The organism is Streptococcus sanguinis, from assembly GCF_020729725.1.
In the GTDB taxonomy this organism is placed as follows: domain Bacteria; phylum Bacillota; class Bacilli; order Lactobacillales; family Streptococcaceae; genus Streptococcus; species Streptococcus sanguinis_V.
Window position 1 is genome coordinate 381907 of record NZ_JAJEPA010000021.1, and the last position, 24131, is coordinate 406037.

General features: G+C 43.1%; 18 protein-coding genes and 1 rRNA gene. 18 read left to right on the forward strand and 1 reads right to left on the reverse strand.

Going from position 1 to position 24131, the window contains the following annotated elements:
- The first annotated feature begins 108 nt into the window (after nt 1-108).
- From K4I03_RS12025 to K4I03_RS12070, 10 genes are all read left to right on the forward strand, one after another.
- Nucleotides 109-2004 carry a DUF2207 domain-containing protein gene (locus K4I03_RS12025; protein WP_227965551.1) on the forward strand — a complete coding sequence of 632 codons (1896 nt, stop codon included), beginning with the start codon at nt 109-111 and terminating at the stop codon, nt 2002-2004.
- 139 nt (nt 2005-2143) lie between these two features.
- Entirely contained in the window at nt 2144-2986 is an 843-nt protein-coding gene (locus K4I03_RS12030; RefSeq protein WP_227965552.1) for an undecaprenyl-diphosphate phosphatase, read from the forward strand.
- Nucleotides 2987-3159: 173 nt separating this feature from the next.
- A complete protein-coding gene (gene mecA / locus K4I03_RS12035) occupies nt 3160-3912 on the forward strand; it encodes an adaptor protein MecA (RefSeq protein ID WP_002911767.1) in 753 nt (250 codons plus the stop codon).
- Nucleotides 3903-5069 (forward strand): glycosyltransferase family 4 protein, encoded by a 1167-nt coding sequence (locus K4I03_RS12040; protein ID WP_002902436.1) that lies wholly within the window; start codon nt 3903-3905, stop codon nt 5067-5069. The genes mecA and K4I03_RS12040 overlap by 10 nt, the downstream gene beginning before the upstream one ends.
- A gap of 89 nt (nt 5070-5158) precedes the next feature.
- On the forward strand, nt 5159-5929 hold the full coding sequence (gene sufC, locus K4I03_RS12045; protein WP_011837463.1) for a Fe-S cluster assembly ATPase SufC: 771 nt from the start codon (nt 5159-5161) through the stop codon (nt 5927-5929).
- A gap of 41 nt (nt 5930-5970) precedes the next feature.
- On the forward strand, nt 5971-7233 hold the full coding sequence (gene sufD, locus K4I03_RS12050) for a Fe-S cluster assembly protein SufD (RefSeq protein WP_227965553.1): 1263 nt from the start codon (nt 5971-5973) through the stop codon (nt 7231-7233).
- 40 nt (nt 7234-7273) lie between these two features.
- Nucleotides 7274-8506 carry a cysteine desulfurase gene (locus tag K4I03_RS12055; RefSeq protein ID WP_227965554.1) on the forward strand — a complete coding sequence of 411 codons (1233 nt, stop codon included), beginning with the start codon at nt 7274-7276 and terminating at the stop codon, nt 8504-8506.
- On the forward strand, nt 8493-8930 hold the full coding sequence (sufU, locus tag K4I03_RS12060) for a Fe-S cluster assembly sulfur transfer protein SufU (protein WP_061592734.1): 438 nt from the start codon (nt 8493-8495) through the stop codon (nt 8928-8930). The genes K4I03_RS12055 and sufU overlap by 14 nt, the downstream gene beginning before the upstream one ends.
- Nucleotides 8931-8947: 17 nt before the next feature.
- Nucleotides 8948-10360, forward strand: a complete 1413-nt coding sequence (gene sufB / locus K4I03_RS12065) for a Fe-S cluster assembly protein SufB (RefSeq protein WP_227965555.1) — start codon at nt 8948-8950, stop codon at nt 10358-10360.
- Nucleotides 10361-10426: 66 nt separating this feature from the next.
- Nucleotides 10427-10996: a hypothetical protein gene (locus K4I03_RS12070; RefSeq protein ID WP_227965557.1), complete on the forward strand. Its 570-nt coding sequence runs from the start codon at nt 10427-10429 to the stop codon at nt 10994-10996.
- A 62-nt stretch (nt 10997-11058) separates the two neighbouring features.
- Here the strand turns inward: K4I03_RS12070 and pbp3 are convergent, their stop codons facing one another.
- Entirely contained in the window at nt 11059-12327 is a 1269-nt protein-coding gene (pbp3, locus tag K4I03_RS12075) for a D-alanyl-D-alanine carboxypeptidase PBP3 (protein WP_227965558.1), read from the reverse strand.
- A 292-nt stretch (nt 12328-12619) separates the two neighbouring features.
- On the opposite strand from pbp3, the gene K4I03_RS12080 reads away from it, so the two are divergent.
- The 8 genes from K4I03_RS12080 to K4I03_RS12115 all read left to right on the forward strand — a co-directional run.
- Nucleotides 12620-14575: a peptide ABC transporter substrate-binding protein gene (locus K4I03_RS12080; RefSeq protein WP_032912388.1), complete on the forward strand. Its 1956-nt coding sequence runs from the start codon at nt 12620-12622 to the stop codon at nt 14573-14575.
- A gap of 192 nt (nt 14576-14767) precedes the next feature.
- Nucleotides 14768-16738, forward strand: a complete 1971-nt coding sequence (locus tag K4I03_RS12085; RefSeq protein WP_227965560.1) for a peptide ABC transporter substrate-binding protein — start codon at nt 14768-14770, stop codon at nt 16736-16738.
- Between the two features lie 232 nt (nt 16739-16970).
- The gene (locus K4I03_RS12090; RefSeq protein ID WP_227965562.1) at nt 16971-18956 is read left to right on the forward strand and encodes a peptide ABC transporter substrate-binding protein; all 1986 of its coding nucleotides are present in this window, start codon (nt 16971-16973) and stop codon (nt 18954-18956) included.
- 64 nt (nt 18957-19020) lie between these two features.
- Complete coding sequence (locus tag K4I03_RS12095) at nt 19021-20517, forward strand: ABC transporter permease (RefSeq protein WP_227965564.1); 1497 nt, start codon at nt 19021-19023, stop codon at nt 20515-20517.
- A complete protein-coding gene (gene oppC, locus K4I03_RS12100; RefSeq protein WP_002908085.1) occupies nt 20517-21443 on the forward strand; it encodes an oligopeptide ABC transporter permease OppC in 927 nt (308 codons plus the stop codon). Before K4I03_RS12095 ends, oppC begins: the two co-directional genes overlap by 1 nt.
- A gap of 8 nt (nt 21444-21451) precedes the next feature.
- Nucleotides 21452-22519 (forward strand): ABC transporter ATP-binding protein, encoded by a 1068-nt coding sequence (locus tag K4I03_RS12105; protein ID WP_002893620.1) that lies wholly within the window; start codon nt 21452-21454, stop codon nt 22517-22519.
- 10 nt (nt 22520-22529) lie between these two features.
- Nucleotides 22530-23456 carry an ATP-binding cassette domain-containing protein gene (locus tag K4I03_RS12110; protein WP_227965566.1) on the forward strand — a complete coding sequence of 309 codons (927 nt, stop codon included), beginning with the start codon at nt 22530-22532 and terminating at the stop codon, nt 23454-23456.
- Between the two features lie 303 nt (nt 23457-23759).
- A 16S ribosomal RNA gene (locus tag K4I03_RS12115) occupies nt 23760-24131 on the forward strand; the annotation flags it as partial.

The following is a 24131-nucleotide window of genomic DNA, read 5'->3' on the forward strand; positions in this document are numbered from 1 at the left end:
ATAGTTCTTCCTATTCTATCGAAAATCACCGTTCTTTTCAATCCTAGTAAGCCCTTACTTGATAAAAATGATATAATAGAACAAAATATCTGTAAAGAGAGGTTGAGTATGAAACGATATTTTTATCTCCTGTTAGTATTATTTTCCTGCCTTTGTTTTGGTCGGGTTGTCTCGGCTGTTGACTATGATATTGAATCCTATCAAGGCGATCTGGCCTTGCGTGAGGACAATACAGCTACCTACACAGAGAAAGTGACCTACAAGTTTAATGACGACTATAATGGTCAGATTGTTTCGTTGGGCTCTGCTGGAAAGATGCCTAATGGCTTTGCCATTGATGGGAATCCGACGGTCTCGGTTCTGACGAATGGTGAACCAGATATGGACATTAACCCCCAAGTCAAAGACTTGGGAGATGGCTATGAAGTCAAAATCTATAACTCCGGAAACGACGGTGACAGAGTTGTTGTCACTGTAACTTGGCAGCTGAGAAATCTCCTTTTTCTTCACAGGGATATTGCTGAGCTCAACTGGACTCCTATCAGCGACTGGGACCAGGGGATAGGAGAGGTCGTCTTGACAGTTTCTGGCTTGAGCAATCCAGATAAGAGCGAGCTCTTTGCTCATAGTGGCTACTTTGGCACCCAGCCTTTCGTGGATAAGGATGGCACTGACTATCTGGTCAAACTCAATGGAATTGGCTCGGGCGATAATGTCGAGCTCCACGGCTATTGGGATCGACAAGCGGTCTCTCTTGTGTCCCAGAATGAAGACGAGAGTAACTACTTGCCAACCTTTAAAGCTCAGGAAGAAAAGATTGCCCGCAAGACGGTCTTTTACCGGCAGCTAGGAGAGATTTATATGCCCTTGCTGCTCTTATGTGCCATCCTTGTAGCGGCTATTCTTTATTTTGTCTTTGCCCAGAAGATCAAGCCTAAGCAGTCTTATCCCAAGAATGCCCGTCTATACGAAGCTCCTCAGGACTTGGCTCCCCTTGTCTTGGCGGAAAATATTTACGCGGTAGACATGGAGGATGTCGACCCAACAAGGGGCGGCAAGGCAGCGCTGAACTTTGAAAACATGGTCCAGGCGACTTTGTTAGACTTGCTGGATAGGGGCAATCTCCTCCTGCAGGGAGATGCTGAAAATCCTGTTCTGCAAATAGCGACCTATGATGGACTGGCGGATTTTGAGAGACGTTTTCTGGGCATGGCTTTTAACAAGCAATCCCAAGCCAGTGTGAAAGATCTATTTTCAGCCTATCAAATTTCAGAAGATATTTATAAGCACAAGTCTTCTGCGGATGAGTCCTATATCCGTAACATAGGTAGTAATATCAAGTCCTTATTTACTAACAGTTTGCGCTCCTTATCTAAAGAAGTGCGCTCTGAAGGCAAGCGTTTGGGTCTCTTTAGTCACTACCGGCCTCTTAAAGTTCAGGAAAAGAGATTACTAATTACTGCCATTATTCTAGCTAGTGCTGTTTTGCTGTTTTCTCTTGGATTTTTATTTGTCTACTTGGGCGCTTTTGGAGGCTTTATCTGGATATATATTCCCTTAGCACTGATGGGGCTTGTTTTGATTTGCATTTTTGCTAGTAAGGCGCAGCTTTATTGGCGAGATGGCGTCCTGAATGATGAAGGCGCGCATGATTACTATCTGTGGAGAAGTTTTTCCAATATGCTGCGAGATATTGCCCATCTGGACAAGACAGAAATCGAAGGCATTATCCTTTGGAACCGTCTCTTGGTCTATGCGACCCTCTTTGGCTATGCAGATCGCGTCAGCCGTGTCATGGCTCTGCGTAAGATTCACTTGGAAAATCCATCTATGGACAGCTATGTTCAGTCTAACCTGCACTATGCCTTCTATAGCAGTATGCACAGTTTCTCAAACTACGGCCATGTAGCGACCACAGCCAGCAATTTCTCTGTCTCATCTGGCGGAAGTTCAGGTGGTGGGTTCTCTGGCGGCGGAGGCGGTGGAGGCGGTGGAGCTTTCTGATAAACAAGCTCTCTCCTAGCCAGAAAAGTTATCGTACTGGCTTTTCCTAGCTTTGAAATTGTGATATAATAAGACCTAATACTCTTTGGGAATTTAATTGCGACTTTCCTTGAGTAGACCCTTGTTTCAGGAGTATTCTATGTTTATCATTGAAATTTTTATCTCTATTATTTACGGTATCATCGAAGGAATCACAGAATGGCTGCCGATTTCTAGTACAGGCCACCTGATTTTGATTCAAGACTTTATCCAGTTTAAGAATCAAAGTCCAGCCTTTATGGAAATGTTTAATGTTGTGATTCAGCTGGGAGCTATTTTGGCGGTTGTCGTTATCTATTTTGACAAGCTCAACCCTTTTAAACCAGGCAAGTCAGCACGTCAGGTTCAAAAGACCTGGCAGCTTTGGGCCAAGGTCATCGTGGCAGCCTTGCCAGCTGCTGTTATCGGCTTATTCTTGGATGATTGGTTTGAAGCGCATTTCTATAATCTGGTCTCTGTGTCAGTGATGCTGATTGTCTATGGGGCGGCCTTTATCTATCTGGAAAGGCGCGAGCATGAGGAGCCTGCTGTGACAGATTTGGCATACCTTCCTTATAAGACTGCTTTGCAAATTGGCCTCTTTCAGGTTCTAGCTCTCTTTCCTGGGACTAGTCGTTCTGGTGCCACCATTGTCGGCGGTCTCCTGAATGGTGTCAGTCGTTCTGTCGTGACAGAGTTCACTTTCTATCTGGGGATTCCTATTATGTTTGGTGCTAGTGGCTGGAAAATTCTCAAGTTTATCAAGAATGGGAACAGTCTGGGATTTGGGCAAATCTTTTTGCTCTTAGTTGCCATGGGGGTGGCCTTCGGTGTCAGTCTAGTCGTGATTCGTTTTCTGACAGACTACGTCAAAAAGCATGACTTTACAATTTTTGGGAAATATCGGATTGGCTTAGGCGGCGTGCTTCTGGTTTATGCAGCAATCAAAGCCTTGATGGGTTAAAAAGGCAATTTTAATGTTTCCTTAACTATCTCATGTAGTGAAATAAGAAGCTCTCGGAATTTTCTGAGAGTTTTTTCTTGCAAATTCCATTTTCAAAGCGTTACTAGCTATTTTTTGAAATACGGGGGATTTTTTAGTATAATAGTAGGACTAGAAGTGTATGAGGTAGAGATATGGAAATGAAACAGATTAGTGATTCGACCATAAAAATCACGATTCAGCTGGAAGATTTGGAAGAGCGCGGCATGGAAATGGCTGATTTCTTGGTTCCCCAAGAAAAGACGGAAGAGTTTTTCTATACCATCTTAGATGAGTTGGAAATGCCGGATAATTTTTTGGACAGCGGTATGCTGAGCTTCCGTGTGACGCCTAAGCCAGATAAGGTGGATGTTTTTGTTACCAAGTCTAAGTTGGATAAGAATCTGAGTTTTGAGGATTTGGCAGACCTGCCAGATATGGATGAGCTGTCTCATATGTCTCCAGACGAATTCCTCAAGACACTGGAAAAGAGCATTTTTGAAAAGAGCAAGGAAGATATAGAAGCAGTCCAATCTTTGGAAACAGCCGAAGCAGAGGAAAGAGAGCAGCTTTCTCAGGAGGCGGCGGATGAGCAGTCGGCAGAAAATGCAGAGCGCTATATATACTATATCCTGCGCTTTGAAGATATTAAGGCTGCTGCGGCCTTTGCTCAGACGGTGGACTATAAGATTGACTTATCTGAGCTTTATAAGTATGATTCAGCTTATTATTTGACGATTTTAGTAGATGTTGAGGGCTTCCCAGAGCGCTATCCAGCTTGGCTTTTGGCTAAGATGCGTGAATTCGCAGATGATTCAGATATCACTCGGGCAGTGCTGCAGGAGCACGGTCATCTGCTTTTGGTGACAGATGCCGTCTCCGGGCTGCAGAAGGTTGAATGCCTATGATTACTTTTCCTTTAAAGTTTATCTTGGTATTGCTGGGAACTTTTTTTATCGGGGTGATTCTGACACCCTTAGTTCGGCTCCTAGCCTTTAAGATTGGGGCGGTAGATTATCCCAATGCTCGTCGTATCAATAAAAAGCCCATGCCTAGCAGTGGCGGGCTGGCGATTGTAGCGGCCTTTTCTATCTCTACTCTGCTCTTGATGCCACAGATTGTTGCTGTAGATTTTTTTGGACAGACCTATTTTGATTATGTTTGGCCGGTTGTACTAGGTGGTTTGATTATTGCTTTTACAGGGCTGATCGATGATATCAAAGAGCTGTCGCCCATGCTGAAAATGGGTGGGATTGTTCTGGCAGCCAGTCTAATCTGGTGGCTGACAGATTTCCGATTGGATGATTTTAAGCTTCCTTTTGGCGGACCTTTCCTGCATTTTGAGCCTTGGCTGTCCTATATTTTGACAGTGGTGTGGATTATTTCTATCACCAATGCGGTTAATTTGATTGACGGTCTGGATGGTCTGGTGAGTGGGGTGTCCATCATCTCCTTGGTAACGATGGGGATTGTTTCTTACTTCTTTTTGCCCCAGCACAATCTCTTTTTGACCCTGACAATTTTCGTCTTGGTCTTGTCAATTGCGGGTTTTTTCCCTTACAATTACCACCCAGCTATCATCTATCTTGGTGATACGGGGGCTCTCTTCATCGGCTTTATGATTGCTGTTCTGTCCTTGCAAGGGCTGAAAAATGCGACGGCTGTTGCGGTGGTGACGCCTATGATTATCTTAGGAGTGCCGATTACGGATACTTTTCTAGCGATTATCCGCCGTACTCTGTCTGGTCAGAAATTCTACACGCCTGACAAGCACCATCTTCATCACAGACTCTTATCCTTGGGATTGACTCACAGAGGAACAGTACTGGTTATCTATGGGATTTCGCTGGTCTTTGCCATGATTTCTCTCTTGTTGAATGTTTCCAGTCGAATTGGTGGCGTGCTCTTGATGATAGGCTTACTTCTGGGTGTTGAGCTCTTTGCTGAGCTGGTCGGAGTTTTGGGGCCTAATCGTACTCCTTTGCTCAATATTCTCCGCTTTATTGGCAACTCCTCCTACCGTGAGGAAGTTCGGCGGAAATGGCGTCAAAAGAGGAATAAATAAGAATAGCTCTAAACAAAATAAAAGCCTTTTGGGCTTTTTTTTGGTATACTAAAGTATGTAAATCAGCTAAGCAAAGAAAGGAAAAAGAAATGTCTGTCTTAGAAATTAAAGATCTTCATGTTGAAATCGAAGGGAAAAAAATTCTCAAAGGGGTGAATCTCACTCTGAAAACGGGAGAGGTCGCAGCTATTATGGGCCCAAATGGAACAGGGAAGTCCACCTTGTCTGCAGCAATTATGGGCAATCCTAACTACGAAGTGACTCAAGGAGAAGTGCTTTTTGATGGAGTCAATATCTTAGAATTGGAAGTGGATGAGCGTGCTCGCATGGGACTCTTCCTGGCTATGCAGTACCCTAGTGAAATTCCTGGCATTACTAATGCAGAGTTTCTACGTGCAGCTATGAATGCTGGCAAGGAAGAAGAGGAAAAAATCTCTGTCCGCGACTTTATCATGAAGCTGGATGAAAAGATGGAACTGCTCAACATGAAAGAAGAAATGGCTGAGCGCTACCTTAATGAAGGTTTCTCCGGTGGTGAAAAGAAGCGCAATGAAATCCTGCAGTTGCTCATGCTTGAGCCGACTTTTGCACTCTTGGATGAGATTGACTCAGGTCTGGATATCGATGCTCTTAAGGTTGTGTCCAAAGGGGTTAATGCTATGCGCGGTGAAGGCTTTGGTGCTATGATTATCACCCACTACCAACGCCTGCTCAACTATATCACTCCAGATGTGGTTCATGTCATGATGGATGGTAAAGTCGTTCTTTCTGGCGGTCCAGAATTGGCAGTCCGCTTGGAGAAAGAAGGCTATGCTAAATTGGCTGAAGAGTTGGGCTTCACCTATACCGAAGAAGCCTAGTCAAACATTCTTTTGACTTTTATAAAAGATAGGAGAATGACATGACTAAAGAATTGATTCAAGAATTTTCACAGCTACATGCAGAGCCAGACTGGCTCTTTCAACTGCGCCAGCAGGCCTTTGATAAAATTGACCAGTTAGAGTTACCGCGTATTGAGCGGGTTAAGTTCCACCGCTGGAATCTGGGAGACAGCCGTATTTCAGAGAGTGAGCCGCTGACAAGTGTTCCAGACTTTACAGCTTTAGATGACAATCTCAAGCTTGTTCAGTTGGGAACTCAGACTGTTCTGGAGCAATTGCCGGCTGACTTGGCAGCGCAAGGTGTGGTTTTCACTGATTTCCACACTGCCTTAGAAGAGATTCCAGATCTGGTAGAGAAGCATTTTATGTCCGCAGTTAAGTATGACGAGGATAAATTGGCAGCTTACCACACTGCCTATTTCAACAGCGGTGCAGTTCTTTATGTGCCGGACAATGTTGAGATTGACCAGCCAATTGAAGGAATTTTTTATCAGGACAGCGAAAGCGATGTTCCTTTTAACAAGCATATTTTGATTATCGCGGGCAAGCATTCCAAGGTTAACTACTTGGAACGCTTGGAAACTTACGGCGAGGGCTCTGTTCCAGTAACAGCCAATATCACTGTCGAAGTTATTGCTCAGGCTGGAGCTCAGATTAAGTTTTCAGCTATTGATCGCTTGGGCGAAAATGTAACGGCTTATATCAGCCGCCGCGGTAAGCTGGACAACGATGCTATGATTGACTGGGCTATCGGTGTTATGAACGAAGGCAATGTCGTGGCTGACTTCGATAGTGACCTCTATGGCAAGGGTAGCCATGCGGATATGAAGGTGGTAGCTCTCTCAAGCGGTAAGCAGGTTCAGGGAATTGACACCCGCGTAACTAACTATGGCTGCAACTCTATCGGAAATATCCTGCAGCACGGGGTTATCCTAGAAAAAGGAACCCTGACCTTCAATGGTATCGGCCATATTATCAAAGGGGCTAAGGGAGCAGATGCCCAGCAGGAAAGCCGGGTTCTCATGCTGTCTGACCAGGCGCGCTCAGATGCTAATCCCATCCTTTTGATTGATGAGAACGATGTGACAGCTGGTCACGCGGCTTCTATCGGTCAGGTTGATCCGGAGGATATGTATTACCTCATGAGTCGGGGGCTTGATAAGGCGACAGCTGAACGCTTGGTCGTGCGCGGCTTCTTGGGCTCAGTGATTGTGGAAATCCCTGTTAAAGAAGTTCGTGATGAAATGATTGAAAATATCGATATTATTCTCGCAAAAAGATAAAAAGCTGGGCCTTGTCCCGTGTAAGTAGATAGGAGTCTTCATGTCTGGATTTAATGCAGAAGCAATCAAGCAAGATTTTCCCATTTTGGACCAAATTGTCAATGATGAGCCTTTGGTTTATTTGGACAATGCGGCGACAACCCAGAAACCTAAGCAGGTGCTGGCAGCTATCGAAAACTATTATCTTAGAGACAATGCCAACGTCCACCGCGGTGTGCATACGCTAGCCGAGCGGGCGACGGCAGCTTATGAAGCGGCCAGGGAAAGAGTTCGTTCTTTTATCAATGCTGCTTCTAGCAGAGAAGTCCTCTTTACGCGAGGAACCACGACAGGACTTAACTGGGTGGCTCAGTTTGCGGCTGAAAGGCTACAGCCTGGTGACGAAGTGATGATTTCGATCATGGAGCACCATTCCAATGTCATTCCTTGGCAGGAGGCTTGTAGAAAGACGGGAGCCAAGTTAGTCTATGTCTATCTCAAGGACGGTGCTCTAGATATGGAAGACTTCCGTGCCAAGCTCAACGAGCGGACCAAGTTTGTCTCTCTGGCTCATGCTTCTAACGTTCTTGGAGTTATCAATCCCATCAAGGAGATTGCCCAACTGGTTCATCAGCGAGAAGCATTTTTGGTGGTGGATGGGGCTCAATCCATTCCGCACATGAAGATTGATGTGCAGGATTTGGATGCGGACTTCTTCGCCTTTTCGGGGCATAAGATGGCAGGCCCAACTGGCATCGGGGTTCTCTATGGCAAGGAAGAATTGCTAGAGCAGATGTCGCCAGTTGAGTTCGGCGGCGAAATGATTGATTTTGTCTATGAACAGGAAGCAACTTGGAAGGAATTGCCTTGGAAGTTTGAGGCTGGAACTCCGAATATGGCAGGAGCAATCGGTCTTGCGGCGGCCATTGAATATTTGGAAGAGTTGGGTATGGATGCTATTGCTCAGCATGAGCAGGACCTGATTGCCTACGTATTTTCTAAGCTGCAAGCTGTGGAAGGCTTGACTATTTATGGTTCTCAGGATTTGGCCCAGCGCTCAGGCGTGATTGCCTTTAACCTAGATGGTCTCCATCCGCATGATGTCGCGACAGCTCTGGACTACGAAGGAGTAGCTGTTCGGGCGGGTCACCATTGTGCCCAGCCCCTGCTCACCTATCTGCAGGTGCCAGCGACTGTGCGAGCCAGCTTTTATATCTACAATACTTATGCGGATTGCGACAAGCTGGTAGATGCTTTAGAAAAGACAAAGGAGTTTTTCAATGGCACTTTCTAAGTTAGACAGTCTTTACAAGGCGGTTGTGACCGACCACTCGGCTCACCCCCATCATCATGGGAAGCTGGAAGATGTGGAGCAAGTAGTCCTCAATAATCCAACCTGTGGCGATGTTATTAGCTTGTCAGTGAAGTTTAATGCTAAAAATCAGATAGAGGATATTGCTTTTGTGAATTCCGGCTGTACCATTTCAACGGCTTCGGCCAGTATGATGACGGATGCGGTTCTGGGCAAGACAAAAGAGCAGGCGCTGGAATTAGCAGAAGTTTTCTCGCAGATGGTTCAGGGCCAAGAAGACAGTCGCCAGAAAGAATTGGGAGATGGCGCCTTTTTAGCAGGCGTTGCCAAATTCCCGCAGCGAATTAAGTGTGCGACCTTGGGTTGGAATGCCCTCAAGCGAGCAATTGAAGAAGATAAAAAGTAAGAATGTGAAAGGAAATTATGTCAGAAGAAAGAGTAGAACCAAAACCGATTGATCTCGGTGAGTACAAGTTTGGTTTCCATGACGATGTTGAACCTATTCTCTCGACAGGGAAAGGGCTGAATGAAGCGGTCATTCGTGAGCTTTCTGCAGCCAAGGATGAACCAGAGTGGATGCTGGATTTCCGCCTCAAATCCTACGAGGCTTTCAAGAAGATGCCGATGCAGACTTGGGGACCGGATTTGTCGGAAATTAATTTTGATGACTTGATTTATTACCAAAAGGCCTCTGATAAGCCTGCTAGAAGCTGGGATGAAGTGCCTGAGAAGATCAAGGAAACCTTTGAGAAGATTGGGATCCCAGAAGCAGAGCGAGCCTACCTGGCTGGTGCGGCGGCCCAGTATGAATCAGAAGTGGTCTACCACAATATGAAGGAAGAGTTCCAAAAACTAGGAATCGTCTTTACGGATACAGACTCAGCTCTAAAGGAATATCCAGAGCTCTTCAAGCAGTATTTTGCTAAGCTGGTCCCTCCAACAGATAACAAGCTAGCAGCTCTCAACTCCGCCGTCTGGTCTGGTGGTACCTTCATCTATGTGCCAAAAGGTGTCAAGGTAGATGTTCCTTTGCAGACTTATTTCCGGATTAACAATGAAAATTCGGGTCAGTTTGAGCGGACTTTGATCATCGTCGATGAGGGCGCTAGCGTCCATTATGTTGAAGGATGTACAGCTCCGACTTATTCCAGCAATAGCTTGCATGCGGCAATTGTCGAAATTTTTGCCCTTGATGGTGCCTATATGCGCTACACCACTATTCAAAACTGGTCCGATAATGTCTACAACCTCGTGACCAAGCGGGCGCGGGCCATGAAAGATGCGACGGTTGAGTGGATTGACGGGAACCTTGGTGCAAAAACAACTATGAAGTATCCGTCTGTCTATCTGGACGGACCTGGAGCGCGTGGGACTATGCTTTCCATTGCCTTTGCCAATACCAATCAGCACCAAGATACAGGTGCTAAGATGATTCACAATGCTCCGCATACCAGCTCTTCTATCGTGTCTAAGTCTATTGCTAAGGGCGGAGGTAAAGTGGATTACCGAGGTCAAGTGACCTTTGGAAAGAATTCACAGAAATCTGTCAGCCATATTGAGTGTGATACGATTATCATGGATGATATTTCGGCATCAGATACCATTCCCTTTAATGAAATTCATAACTCTCAGGTGGCTCTGGAGCATGAGGCCAAGGTTTCTAAGATTTCCGAAGAGCAGCTCTACTATCTCATGAGCCGTGGCTTATCCGAATCTGAAGCTACCGAAATGATTGTCATGGGCTTTGTTGAACCTTTCACCAAAGAACTGCCTATGGAGTATGCTGTTGAGCTTAACCGTTTGATCAGTTATGAAATGGAAGGATCAGTTGGGTAAAAAGTGCTAATAGTGTTTGGTTAATTTTAGCAATGAAAGATAACATTGACTTATCTGGAGGTTAGAATGGGTTTTTTAAAACGTTTATTTGGTAAGGTAGAAGAAGTTAATAAGGGGGAGGCGACAATAGAGGAATTGAACCAACCCTTTGCTCCTAGTCTTGAAGAAGAGGCAGACAACTACTGGTTTCAAATGGAACAAAATATTTTGATAAATGCTGTTAAAGCAGCGGGTGGACCCGATAAGGTGGAACGTGCTTTTGTTCTTGTTAATTTTAAACAGGGACAGGAATCATTTGAACTATATTATCAAGTTAATGGGAAACTTTTATCGTGGAGGGAAATGGATACGGATGTGGTGAAAAAGCTTGAGGAGCATCTTATTCCCCAAGCGCCAGAAGTAGCGCGTGCGGTTAATTCTGAGTATAAAGATGCAGGTGTTCCTTTAATTGATTATGCTATGCTTCAGTTTGAAACTCAAACGATGGCTTGGTTTGGTCGTAAGATTATGACTGTTTCACCAGAATCGAGCCTCACTTTTCAAGAATTAGCGACTGGTTGGTGGGCTGTCTTGGAAGAGGCAATTCCAACACATCCGTTAGACAGTGATAGTGCTTTGCCCTACTTCGAAATTTAATTGTTTTCTTCTTAATCAAAACATACAAAACAGCCGCGAATCATTTGATTCGCGGTTTTTCTTTATAGTTTCTCGTTGACATAGCGGACGAAGTCATTCCACCAGACCTTGAAGAAAATACTTTTTTCCACCTCTTGGCCTGCCACCATTGTGACAGAAGGTGCTTTGTTTTCTAGATAGCCTTGGCCAATCGGTTCAGGGTCGGTATAGGTCAGGGTGCCAAGCTCAGTATTTTTTTTCAGCGGAGCTTGGAAGCCTTTTTCGTTGGTTGAAAATTCCACCTTGTGCTCAGCCTGATTGGCGATGCGCTCAATGATGGTGAAATCCTTGCTGGCAACGGCTGGCACGGTCTTTTGCTTGCCGTCAATAACGGTTGACTTGCTTTTATTGTAAGCTTCCCCCTCAGCCACAATAGTCGTCTGGGTGAAGTTTTGCGAAACATAGTTCATCAAAGATGCTGTGGCTACAAAGCGTGCGTAGGGGTCGCCATCAGTTTGCTCAACGTCCAGCACAACAGTAATCATGCGGATACCATTTTCAGTAGTCGTCGCAACAAAGGAAGATCCTCCCTTATCCGAACTGCCGGCTTTAAGTCCGTCTACACCTGAGCGGAAGTTGGACTGGTTTTCCAGCATGAAGTTATAATTTTCCAGACTCGTCCCCGCAATTTTGGCTGTGGACTTGGAAGTGATCTCTGTCACTTGAGGGAAGTCCATAATCAGATGCCGGCTGATAACAGCCAAGTCGTAGGCACTGAATTTGTTTTCAGTGTCCTTGCTTTTTTTAGCTGTGCTAGCTGAGGTGCCATACTCTGTTTCTTCAGTTGCGTATTCTAGAAGAAGAGTATTCAGCCCTGTGGAGTTCACAATAGTAGCATCTTTGATTCCCCATTCTTTAAGCTTGGCCTTCATCATTTGGACGAAATTTTCTTCGCTGCCCCCAACCTTCTCAGCCAAGGCAATCGTGGCACTGTTGGAGCTGGACATCAAGGAAGCGGCAATCAAGTCTTTGACTTTGTAACGTTTGGCTTCCAAAGGGACATTACTGATATTTGGATTAGATGTTAGATTGTAGGCGTAGTCTGAGATATCAACATAGGTATCGGCAGTCAGGTCTCCTCTGTCAATGGCTTCATAGACCAGATAGACGGTCAAAAGATTGGTGATGGAGCCGACTTCGATTGGAGTATTAGCATCTTTTTCGTAGAGAATCTTTCCAGAAGTAGCGTCCACAGCCATTGCACTCTTAGCGGCAATGTTGAAATCATCTGCTGCAACCTTGCTGGCGGTCATTCCGACCAAAACTAGTAAACATAGGAATAATCGTTTCATTTCTTTCCCCTAAAACAAGATATAACCATTGTATCATAAAATTCTCTTTTCTTTTATAAATCAAGGATAATAAAAGGTTACAAAATAAATGTAGAGAAAAGTAGGGTAATCCCCTTAAAGAGATTTTTTATAAAAGCATCTTTCGGAAAAACTCACAAAATAGAAAAATATTTGAAATAATACAGATATACAAGCTGAAAAATAGAAAATTATTATTTTTCTACATAAAACATTTGTTTTTATAAAAAAATATTGTATAATAATACAATATAAATTGAGAAGGAGAATGCTCATGAAAAAATCTAAATGGTTGGCCATTACTGGACTGACAGTCGTGTCAACACTAATCTTAGCTGCTTGTGGAAGCTCTAGTGCCAGTAATACCTATTCTTATGTCTATTTGAGTGATCCTGATACTTTGGACTATGTCAATTCAAATCGAGCTACTACGTCCGATGTTATTACAAACTTGGTGGACGGCCTTTTAGAAAATGATAAATACGGCAATTTGGTTCCATCTATTGCGGAAGACTGGACTGTTTCAAAGGATGGTTTGACCTATACCTATAAGCTTCGTAAAGATGCTAAGTGGTACACATCAGATGGTGAAGAATATGCAGAGGTTAAAGCACAAGACTTTGTAGCAGGTTTGAAGCACGCGGCAGATGAAAATTCTGAAGCTCTTCCTATCGTCCAAAGCTCTATCAAAGGCTTGGATGCCTATGTCAAAGGAGAGTCTAAAGACTTCTCAACAGTTGGAGTAAAAGCAGTTGATGACCACACGGTCGAATACACGCTCAACCAGCCAGAAAGCTACTGGAACTCTAAGACGACCATGGGGATTCTGTTCCCCATCAATGAGGATTTCTTGAAGTCACAAGGCAAAGATTTTGGTACCGTAAAACCTTCTTCCATTCTTTATAACGGACCTTATGTTCTGAAAGCATTCACTTCTAAGTCTGTCATTGAATATGCTAAAAACCAGAACTATTGGGATAAGGACAATGTCAAGGTTGAAAATATAAAACTGACTTATTTTGATGGTTCGGATCAGGAATCCTTGATCCGCAACTTCTCAGACGGGGCTTATTCTCAAGCACGGCTTTACCCTACGAGCTCTAACTATGCTTCTGTAGAAAAGCAGTACAAAGACAATATTATTTACACACCACAGAATTCAACTAGTTTCTATTTTGCTTTCAATCTGAATCGTAAGACTTATAATCATTCGTCTAAGACATCAGATGCTCAAAAGGCATCAACTACAGCTGCTATTCAAAATAAAGACTTCCGTCAGGCGATTAACTTTGCCTTTGACCGGACATCTTTTGGAGCTCAGATGAATGGTAAAGATGGAGCGACTAAACTCATCCGTAGCTTGCTTGTTCCTCCTAGCTTTGTGCAGGTGGACGGTAAGGACTTCTCTGATGTAGTAGAGAGCCAACTTTCATCTTATGGAGATGAGTGGAATGGCATTAAGCTGGCGGATGCTCAGGATAGTATCTACAATGCTGATAAAGCCAAGGCGGAATTTGCCAAGGCAAAAGAAACCTTGCAAGCTGAAGGTGTAGAATTCCCAATCCATATTGACGTCCCTGTCGATCAGTCTGACAAGGTTTTGGTACAACGGACGAACTCCTTCAAACAGTCTGTCGAATCAGCGCTTGGCCAAGAAAATGTCGTTATTGATGTTCAGCAAATGTCAACAGATGACTTTGATAATTCTGCCTACTTTGCAGAAACAGCAGCTCAGAAAGACTACGATCTCAACATGTCTGGCTGGTCAGCAGACTACCAAGATCCATCAACTTATCTGAATATCTTTAACCCTGAAACAGGTGATGCTGCAGATAATATTGGTATAGAAAAAGGGAAAAATGCTGATGTGGCAAATAAGGTTGGCTTGAATGAATACAAGGCTTTGCTGGATGAAGCTGATCAAGAAAAACAAGATACAGATGCTCGTTACACCAAGTACGCAGCAGCTCAGGCTTGGTTGACGGATAGCTCCATTGTTATTCCTAGTGTTTCTGGTGGTGGTTCACCAGTCGTTCAGAAGGTTGTGCCATTTACCAAGTCTTACTCTTATGTCGGAATTAAAGGAGATGCCTATGTCTTTAAGAACATGGAGCTCCAAAATGATATTGTTACAGCTAAAGACTATGAAGCGGCTCTTAAGAAATGGGAAAAAGAAAAGGAAGCATCCAATAAAAAAGCCCAAGAAGACTTAGAAAAACACATTAAATAAGGTTCTGAACCGCGAATTTTTGATTCTTTATAAACAGTTTGGAATCAAAAGTTTGTGAATACGATAAAGCGAGACTGAGACATTTTGTCCCAGTCTCTTTTTTTATATGACTCTCTATTGCATTGAAGCGTTTACATCCTGTCGCAGAAGTGCTATAATGAAAGTAATCTTAATGAAAACTGGAGGAAGTTTATGAAAACATCTAAGTTAGCTGCAGCTGCTGGGCTTGTCATTCTCTCTGCAGGAATTTTGGCTGCCTGTTCGTTTGGTGGTTCCAATTCATCTGGGAAAAACTATAGCTATGTTTATACCTCAGATCCAGATACACTGGATTACACTGTGTCCAATAAGCGGGCAACCAATGAGATTATGGCTAATGTAGTGGATGGTTTGCTAGAAAGCGATAAGTATGGTAACTTAGTGCCTTCTCTAGCGGAAGATTGGACCGTTTCAAAAGATGGTCTGACCTATACTTATAAGCTTCGTGAGGGAGTGAAGTGGTATACTTCTGATGGTGAAGAGTATGCAGATGTGACTGCTAAGGACTTTGTGACCAGTCTGAAGCATGCCGCAGACAGCAAGTCTGATGGTCTCTATATCGTTCAAAAATCCATTAAAGGCTTGGATGACTATGTCAATGGTAAAATAACTGACTTCTCCCAAGTTGGTGTTAAGGCGGTGGATGATTCTACTGTTCAATACACTCTCAATCAGCCAGAAAGTTTCTGGAATTCTAAGACAACCATGGGGATTCTTTTCCCGATTAACGAAGAATTCCTGAAATCAAAAGGTGACAAATTTGCTCAGGGGACAGATCCAACCAGTGTCCTCTATAACGGTCCGTTTATCTTGAAATCTATCACTTCCAAATCTCAAATTAGCTTAGAGAAGAATCCAAACTATTGGGATAAGGAAAAGGTGAAAATTGATACTGTCAAATTCTCTTACTTCGATGGTCAAGATACAGAATCTTTGGTGCGTGGCTTTTCTGATGGCAACTACACCATTGCTCGTCTTTTCCCAAATAGCTCCAACTTTGCCAGTGTGAAGAAACAGTATGGCGACAATATCGTCTACACTCCTCAAGGTTCAGGAACCTTCGTTGTCACAACTAATATTGATCGTCAGTCTTACGAGCATACTTCTAAGACAACGGATGCACAGAAATCGTCCACTAAGAAAGCACTGCTCAATAAAGATTTCCGTCAGGCTCTGCTCTTTGCCTTTGACCGTACTGCCTATTCTGCCCAAACCAATGGCGAAGAAGCAGCAGACAAGCAGCTTCGTAATACCTTTGTTCCGCCAACCTTTGTTCAAGCTAATGGGAAAGAGTTCGGCAGCATTGTAGAAGAAAATCTAGCTAGCTACGGTGATGAGTGGAAGGGAGTCAAATTAGACGACGCTCAGGATGGCTTTTATAATCCAGAAAAAGCCAAGGCAGAATTTGCCAAAGCTAAAGAAGCGCTGCAGGCAGAAGGAGTGGAATTCCCTATTCATCTGGATATTCCGGTCAGCTCAGCAGATACCAATGGTGTTAAGAGTGTTCAGTCACTGAAGCAGTCTATTGAAGCCAACCTTGGCTCTGACAATGTGGTGATTGATATTCAGCAGATGACAGATGATGACTTGAATAACATCACCTACTTTGCGACCTCGGCATCTCAAGAAGACTGGGACTTGAATAATAATCTTGGCTGGAGCCCAGATTATAACGATCCATCTTCTTATTTGGAAATCACTGGCTCTAAGACTGGTGAGAATGTTGACAGTTACTTTGGATTTGATCCTGGTACAGACAATGCGGCAGCTAAAGAGGCTGGCTTTGAAGAATATGACAAGCTCTTGGAAGACGCTGCTTCAGAAAACGAGGATATTAACAAACGTTACGAAAAGTATGCTGCAGCTCAGGCTTGGCTGACAGACAGTGCCCTGTTGATGCCAGCTTGGTCATCTGGTGCAACACCAAGTGTCCGTAAGGTTGTTCCATTCTCAGGACCATTTGCTTGGACTGGAAACAAGGGTGAATACAGCTTTAAATATGTTGAAATCCAAGATAAACCAATAACGACTAAAGATTATGAAAAAGCGCGTGAAAAATGGGCAAAAGAAAAGGAAGAATCCAACAAAAAATCTCAAAAAGAACTCGCAGAACATATTAAATAAAGCAAGAAAATCCCATTGTAGCTACAATGGGATTTTTGATGATTTTAGAGTCGGAATGGGCAAGACTAAGGTTGTCTAATCCTAGATGACAGACATGCAGGAAGCTTGATTACATAAACATCTGAGGGTGTTAGTGAGCTAACTTAATATTCTGAAAATTTATTTTACTTTTAGTACTATCTATGCTATAATCTTAATTAAATCTAAAAATCTAAAAGATGGAGAAACCCATATGAAACAAAGCAAAGTCCTTGCGCTAGCAGGAGTTACTCTTCTTGCAGCTGGCTTTCTTGCGGCTTGCTCAGGCTCTAAGCCAAACACAAAGTCAGGCAGCTCAGACTCTTCTAACACCTTTAATTATATCTACGAGACAGATCCTGAAAACTTGAACTATCTCACTTCAAGCAAGGCTGCTACAACAGACTTGACTGCCAATGTCATTGACGGTCTTTTAGAAAACGACCAATATGGAAACTTAGTTCCTTCAATGGCAGAGGAATGGACTGTATCACCAGATGGGAAAACCTATACTTATAAGCTTCGCAAAGACGCTAAGTGGTATACTTCCGAAGGTGAAGAGTACGCAGATGTTACAGCAGAAGACTTTGTTACAGGTCTTAAGTATGCGGCAGACAATAAATCTGAAACAATCTACTTGGTTCAGGATTCTGTCAAAGGGCTTAAGGACTATATTTCTGGGAAGATTGATTTCTCAGAAGTAGGGATCAAAGCAGTCGATGATCATACCGTTGAGTATACTCTTAATGAGCCAGAAAGCTTCTGGAATTCTAAAACTACAATGGGAATTCTCTACCCAGTAAACAAAGACTTTTTGAAAAACCAAGGTGATAAGTTCGCTCAAGCAACTGATCCAACAAGCTTGCTTTATAACGGACCTTTCTTGCTCAAATCATTGACTTCAAAATCTGAAATTCAATTTGAGAAGAATCCTAATTATTGGGACAAAGAAAATGTTCACGTAGATGCAGTGAAACTCTCTTTCTATGATGGACAAGATCAAGGGAAACTAGCTGATCAGTTCAGCCAAGGCGCATTGACAACAGCCAGACTTTTCCCAACTAGTGCGACTTATGAAAAGGTTGAAAAAGACTTTAAAGATAATATCGTCTATACACCGCAGGATGCCTCAACTTTCTTAGTAGGTACTAACATTGATCGCCAGTCTTATAATCATACGGCTAAGACATCAGAAGCTCAAAAGACTTCAACTAAGAAAGCCTTGCTTAACAAGGACTTCCGTCAGGCTTTGACCTTTGCTTTCAATCGTGAGTCCTATGCATCTCAGATTAATGGTAAGGACGGAGCGGACAAACTTCTTCGTAACCTTTACATCCCACCTACATTTGTGCAGGCTGGTGACAAGTCCTTCGGTGACCTAGTTAAGGAAAAAGTAGTAACTTATGGTGACGAATGGAAAGATGTTGACTTCTCAGATGGTCAAGATGGTCTCTATAACGAGAACAAAGCAAAGGCTGAATTTGCTAAAGCAAAAGAAGCTTTGAAAGCTGATGGAGTGGAATTCCCAATTCATCTGGACATTCCGGTTGATCAAACAGCTACTTCTAAAGTACAGCGCGTTCAATCCCTCAAGCAATCCATTGAGAAGACTTTGGGAACAGATAATGTTGTGATTGATGTTCACCAATTGTCTAAGGATGAAGTGACTAACATTACCTTGTTTGCTCCTTCTGCTGCTGAAGAGGACTGGGATATTTCAGATAATGTCGGCTGGTCTCCGGACTATCAAGATCCATCTACTTATCTAGATGTCATCAAACCTGGTGGTGAAAACACCAAGACCTTCTTAGGATTTGATGGCACAGATAATGCCGCAGCGAAACAAGTTGGTTTGGATGAATATACCAAGCTGGTTGACGAAGCTGGTGCAGAAAAGCAAGATTTGAACAAGCGTTATGAAAAATATGCGGCTGCTCAGGCTTGGCTGACTGATAGTGCTTTGTTGATTCCGGTAACTTCTAGAACAGGTCGTCCAACCTTGACTAAGGTAGTGCCTTTCTCAGCACCGTTTGCTTGGTCTGGTGCTAAGGCGCGTGAAGCAGCAAGTTATAAGTACATGAAATTGCAGGATGAGCCTGTAACGACAAAAGATTATAATAGCGCTCAGGAAAAATGGAATAAAGAACGTGCGGAATCTAATAAAAAAGCTCAAGAAGAATTAGCAGACCACGTGAAATAAGCTTGCTAAGAGGACTTTCTCTAATAGAGGAGAAAGTTCTTTTGGAATTTAAAGGAAACGATAAATGAAAAAATATATTTTTATGCGTATCTTACGCTCAATTGTGTCGATTTTCTTGGTGACGACCCTGACTTATGCCATTATCTATACTATGGTGCCAAGAAGGTTGATTTTCAAGCAGGATCCTAACTATAATAAAATAGCGACCAATAAAGATAAAAAGACTAACTATGAAAATACTATCTTTGAGCGGATGGGCTACATTGACTATTATGATACAAAGGAACTGCAGGAGAAGGCCAGCAAGGAAGATTCTTCTGTTACCACAGAAGCTACTGAAGCAAACGAGAAGATTTATCAGAAGTATGTTGATAAACTTGGTAATGGTTGGAAATTGCAGAAATTCCCACTGAGCGGAGAATTCTACGCTGTACGCGAAGTACCTGTGTATGAACGTGTCTTTGAGTTCTATGCTAATTTGATTCAAATTGACCATCCAAATGTTATTCAAGATGAGGAAAATCCGAACCTAGAGCGTTATATCCGGTTTGAAAATGATCCTTCTATTGGTTGGTCTCTTGTAGGTTCTGGTACCAAGCATAAATATTTGCTTTACTTTAACGGTCAGTTTCCATTTGTCCACCAGAACTTTATTACCTTTAATTTAGGTAATTCTTATCCAACCTATGCTAATATCCCTGTACTGCAGGTTATTACACAGGGACAAGGACAAACTAAGTCTTCTGAAGTTCAATTCCCAACAGGCAAAAAGACATCGTCTGTTAACATTTACTCTCGTACCTATAAGACGCCAAGCAAAGCCGATTCACAGGATATTGCTAAGTTTGGTAAGGGAGATGCCTATACAGCGACTCAAAGCAACTATCAAAATCCGTCCATGATTACCAGCTCAGCCATTATCGGTTTGATTGGTGTGGCTCTGTCTTATCTGATTGCTATTCCGCTCGGTTCCTACATGGCTCGACTTAAGAATACATGGTTTGATAGCATTTCTACTGCTGGCTTGACCTTTATGATGTCCCTTCCAACCATCGCCTTGGTCTACATCGTCCGTTTGGCTGGCTCTGCTGTTGGTCTTCCAGACTCCTTCCCAATCTTGGGAGCGGGAGATTGGCGTTCTTATGTCCTTCCGGCTGTTATTCTAGGGCTTTTGAGTGCTCCTTGGACGGCTGTTTGGATTCGTCGTTATATGATTGACCTGCAGTCTCAGGACTTTGTCCGCTTTGCGCGTGCAAAGGGACTCTCTGAAAAAGAAATTTCTAACAAGCACATCTTTAAAAACGCTATGGTGCCGCTGGTATCTAGTATCCCAGCTTCTATCGTTGGTGTTATTGCAGGTGCGACCTTGACAGAAACTGTCTTTGCTTTCCCTGGTATGGGTAAGATGCTGATTGATTCTGTTAAGGCATCCAATAACTCTATGGTTGTTGGTCTTGTATTCATCTTCACATGTCTGTCTATCTTTGCTCTCTTATTGGGTGACATTCTGATGACTGTACTGGACCCACGTATCAAGTTAACATCAAAAGGAGGTAAATAATGGCTACAATTGATAAAAGCAAATTCCAATTTGTCAAACGTGACGATTTTGCCTCTGAAACAATTGATGCTCCAGCCTATTCTTACTGGAAATCAGTCATGCGTCAATTTCTGAAAAAGAAATCAACCATTACTATGTTGGGAATTCTGATTGCCATTATTCTCATGAGCTTCATTTATCCTATGTTTTCAAACTTCGACTTTAATGACGTGAGCAAGGTAAATGATTTTAGCATGCGTTATATCAAGCCAAGTGGTCAATACTGGTTTGGAACGGATAGTAATGGTAAGTCTCTCTTTGACGGTGTTTGGTTTGGTGCCCGTAACTCTATTCTCATTTCGATTATTGCGACGGTTATTAATCTGGCTATCGGTGTTATCATCGGCGGTATCTGGGGAATTTCCAAAACAGTTGACCGTGTCATGATGGAAATCTACAATATCATTTCAAATATCCCAGCCCTCTTGATTGTCATTGTCTTGACCTACTCTATCGGTGCTGGTTTCTGGAATTTGATTTTTGCCATGACGATTACTGGTTGGGTCGGTATTGCCTACACTATCCGTGTACAGATTATGCGCTATCGGGATTTGGAATACAACCTTGCCTCTCGTACTCTTGGTACACCAACTCTCAAGATTGTAACGAAGAACATTATGCCACAGTTAGTATCTGTTATCGTGACCACCACTTCACAAATGCTGCCAAGCTTTATCTCTTACGAAGCCTTTCTGTCCTTCTTTGGATTAGGACTTCCTGTAACAGTGCCAAGTTTGGGACGCTTGATTTCAGATTATTCACAAAACGTGACGACGAATGCCTACCTCTTTTGGATTCCACTTACAACTCTGATTTTGGTATCCCTTACCTTCTTCGTAGTTGGTCAAAACTTAGCTGACGCCAGCGATCCACGTACACATAGATAGGAGTAAATATGACAAAGAATGAAAATGTAATATTGACTGCTCGCGATATTGTCGTGGAATTCGATGTTCGCGATCGTGTCTTAACCGCCATTCGTGGAGTCTCTCTGGACTTGATTGAAGGTGAAGTGCTGGCTATTGTTGGTGAATCTGGTTCAGGTAAGTCTGTCTTGACCAAGACCTTTACTGGAATGCTAGAAGAAAATGGCCGTGTAGCTCAAGGAACCATTGACTACCGTGGCAAAGATTTGACAACTCTTCGGAGTAATAAGGATTGGGAGCCAATTCGTGGTGCAAAAATTGCGACTATCTTCCAAGATCCGATGACGAGCTTGGATCCTATTAATACCATTGGAAGCCAGATTACAGAGGTCATTATCAAGCACCAAGGAAAATCAGCTAAAGAAGCTAAGAAAATGGCCATCGATTACATGAGCAAGGTCGGGATTCCAGATGCGGAAAAACGTTTCGAAGAATATCCTTTCCAATACTCAGGTGGTATGCGTCAGCGGATTGTTATTGCTATTGCCTTGGCTTGCCGTCCTGATATTCTTATCTGTGATGAGCCGACAACGGCCCTCGATGTAACGATTCAAGCGCAAATCATTGACTTGCTCAAATCCTTGCAGCAAGAATATCATTTCACAACCATCTTTATTACGCACGACCTTGGTGTTGTGGCTAGTATTGCAGATAAGGTTGCGGTCATGTATGCCGGTGAAATTGTAGAATACGGCACAGTTGAAGAAATCTTCTATGAGCCAAAACATCCTTACACATGGAGCTTGCTATCCAGCTTGCCTCAGTTGGCAGATGCGAATGGTGCTCTTTACTCGATTCCTGGAACTCCGCCGTCACTTTATTCACCAATCAAAGGGGATGCCTTTGCTTTGCGTTCTGACTATGCCATGTCAATTGACTTTGAAGAAGAAGCACCGGCTTTCAATGTGTCAGATACTCATTGGGCAAAGACTTGGTTGCTACACGAAGATGCGCCTAAGGTTGATAAACCAGAGATTATCGAAAATCTACATGAAAAAATTCGTTCAAAAATGGGCTTCAATCAATTAGAAGCTTAGGAGGAAGGAAATGACTGAAAAATTAGTTGAAATTAAAGATTTAGAAATTTCCTTCGGCGAAGGAAGTAAGAAATTTGTGGCAGTTAAAAATGCAAATTTCTTCATCAACAAGGGGGAAACTTTCTCTCTTGTAGGAGAATCAGGCTCTGGTAAGACTACTATTGGTCGAGCTATTATCGGCCTTAATGATACCAGTGCAGGTGATATCTTCTACGAAGGCAAAAAGATTAATGGGAAAAAGTCAAAAGCAGAAGAAGCGGACTTGATTCGCAAGATTCAGATGATTTTCCAAGATCCGGCTGCCAGTCTGAATGAACGTGCAACGGTTGACTATATCATATCTGAGGGGCTCTATAATTACCATTTGTTTGATAATGAAGAAGACCGGCAAAGAAAAGTCAAAAATATCATCAATGAAGTTGGCTTGTTGGCTGAGCATTTAACTCGCTATCCTCATGAATTCTCTGGTGGACAGCGTCAGCGGATTGGGATTGCTCGTGCATTGGTCATGCAACCAGACTTCGTAATTGCAGATGAGCCGATTTCTGCCTTGGACGTATCTGTTCGGGCTCAGGTTTTGAATCTTTTGAAAAAATTTCAAAAAGAGCTTGGCTTGACCTACCTGTTTATTGCCCATGACCTTTCGGTAGTTCGTTTTATTTCTGATCGTATCGCCGTGATTTACAAAGGTGTCATTGTAGAAGTGGCAGAGACAGAGGAATTGTTCAACCATCCTGTCCACCCTTATACACAATCCCTGCTCTCAGCTGTTCCAATTCCAGACCCAATCTTGGAGCGTAAAAAAGTGTTGAAGGTCTATGATCCTGAACAGCACGATTATTCAGTTGATAAACCAGAAATGGCAGAGATTCGTCCGGGACACTATGTCTGGGCTAATAAAGCTGAACTCGAAAAGTATAAACAAGAACAAAAATAGAAAAAATGTCCGAAAGGGCATTTTTTACGCCTTTAAAAAGATAGAATGTAGGTCAATTTACCATCCTCAAAGGTATGTAAAACTATTCACCAATTTAAAAATAATAATTTTTTAATTTTTTTCAAAAAAGGTATTGACAGTTGGGTGGTATAGGTGATATACTAATATAGTTGTCGCGAAAGACAAAGCCCTTTGAAAACTGAACAAGACGAACCAAGTGCAGGGTGACATAGAGATATGTAACCTGTCAAAAAAACGAAAATAAATCTGTCAGTGGACAGTAATGAGTGCAAACTCAAACTTTTTAATGAGAGTTTGATCCTGGCTCAGGACGAACGCTGGCGGCGTGCCTAATACATGCAAGTAGAACGCTGAARAGAGGAGCTTGCTCTTCTTGGATGAGTTGCGAACGGGTGAGTAACGCGTAGGTAACCTGCCTGGTAGCGGGGGATAACTATTGGAAACGATAGCTAATACCGCATAAAATTGATTATTGCATGATAATTAATTGAAAGATGCAATTGCATCACTACCAGATGGACCTGCGTTGTATTAGCTAGTTGGTGAGGTAACGGCTCACCAAGGCGACGATACATAGCCGACCTGAGAGGGTGATCGGCCACACTGGGACTGAGACACGGCCCAGACTCCTACGGGAGGCAGCAGTAGGGAATC

Excerpts from the sequence above, each read along its gene's own strand:
- K4I03_RS12025 (WP_227965551.1), top strand. The coding sequence starts at position 109 with ATGAAACGATATTTTTATCTCCTGTTAGTATTATTTTCCTGCCTTTGT.
- K4I03_RS12030 (WP_227965552.1), top strand. The coding sequence starts at position 2,144 with ATGTTTATCATTGAAATTTTTATCTCTATTATTTACGGTATCATCGAA.
- mecA (WP_002911767.1), top strand. The coding sequence starts at position 3,160 with ATGGAAATGAAACAGATTAGTGATTCGACCATAAAAATCACGATTCAG.
- K4I03_RS12040 (WP_002902436.1), top strand. The coding sequence starts at position 3,903 with ATGCCTATGATTACTTTTCCTTTAAAGTTTATCTTGGTATTGCTGGGA.
- sufC (WP_011837463.1), top strand. The coding sequence starts at position 5,159 with ATGTCTGTCTTAGAAATTAAAGATCTTCATGTTGAAATCGAAGGGAAA.
- sufD (WP_227965553.1), top strand. The coding sequence starts at position 5,971 with ATGACTAAAGAATTGATTCAAGAATTTTCACAGCTACATGCAGAGCCA.
- K4I03_RS12055 (WP_227965554.1), top strand. The coding sequence starts at position 7,274 with ATGTCTGGATTTAATGCAGAAGCAATCAAGCAAGATTTTCCCATTTTG.
- sufU (WP_061592734.1), top strand. The coding sequence starts at position 8,493 with ATGGCACTTTCTAAGTTAGACAGTCTTTACAAGGCGGTTGTGACCGAC.
- sufB (WP_227965555.1), top strand. The coding sequence starts at position 8,948 with ATGTCAGAAGAAAGAGTAGAACCAAAACCGATTGATCTCGGTGAGTAC.
- K4I03_RS12070 (WP_227965557.1), top strand. The coding sequence starts at position 10,427 with ATGGGTTTTTTAAAACGTTTATTTGGTAAGGTAGAAGAAGTTAATAAG.
- pbp3 (WP_227965558.1), bottom strand. The coding sequence starts at position 12,327 with ATGAAACGATTATTCCTATGTTTACTAGTTTTGGTCGGAATGACCGCC.
- K4I03_RS12080 (WP_032912388.1), top strand. The coding sequence starts at position 12,620 with ATGAAAAAATCTAAATGGTTGGCCATTACTGGACTGACAGTCGTGTCA.
- K4I03_RS12085 (WP_227965560.1), top strand. The coding sequence starts at position 14,768 with ATGAAAACATCTAAGTTAGCTGCAGCTGCTGGGCTTGTCATTCTCTCT.
- K4I03_RS12090 (WP_227965562.1), top strand. The coding sequence starts at position 16,971 with ATGAAACAAAGCAAAGTCCTTGCGCTAGCAGGAGTTACTCTTCTTGCA.
- K4I03_RS12095 (WP_227965564.1), top strand. The coding sequence starts at position 19,021 with ATGAAAAAATATATTTTTATGCGTATCTTACGCTCAATTGTGTCGATT.
- oppC (WP_002908085.1), top strand. The coding sequence starts at position 20,517 with ATGGCTACAATTGATAAAAGCAAATTCCAATTTGTCAAACGTGACGAT.
- K4I03_RS12105 (WP_002893620.1), top strand. The coding sequence starts at position 21,452 with ATGACAAAGAATGAAAATGTAATATTGACTGCTCGCGATATTGTCGTG.
- K4I03_RS12110 (WP_227965566.1), top strand. The coding sequence starts at position 22,530 with ATGACTGAAAAATTAGTTGAAATTAAAGATTTAGAAATTTCCTTCGGC.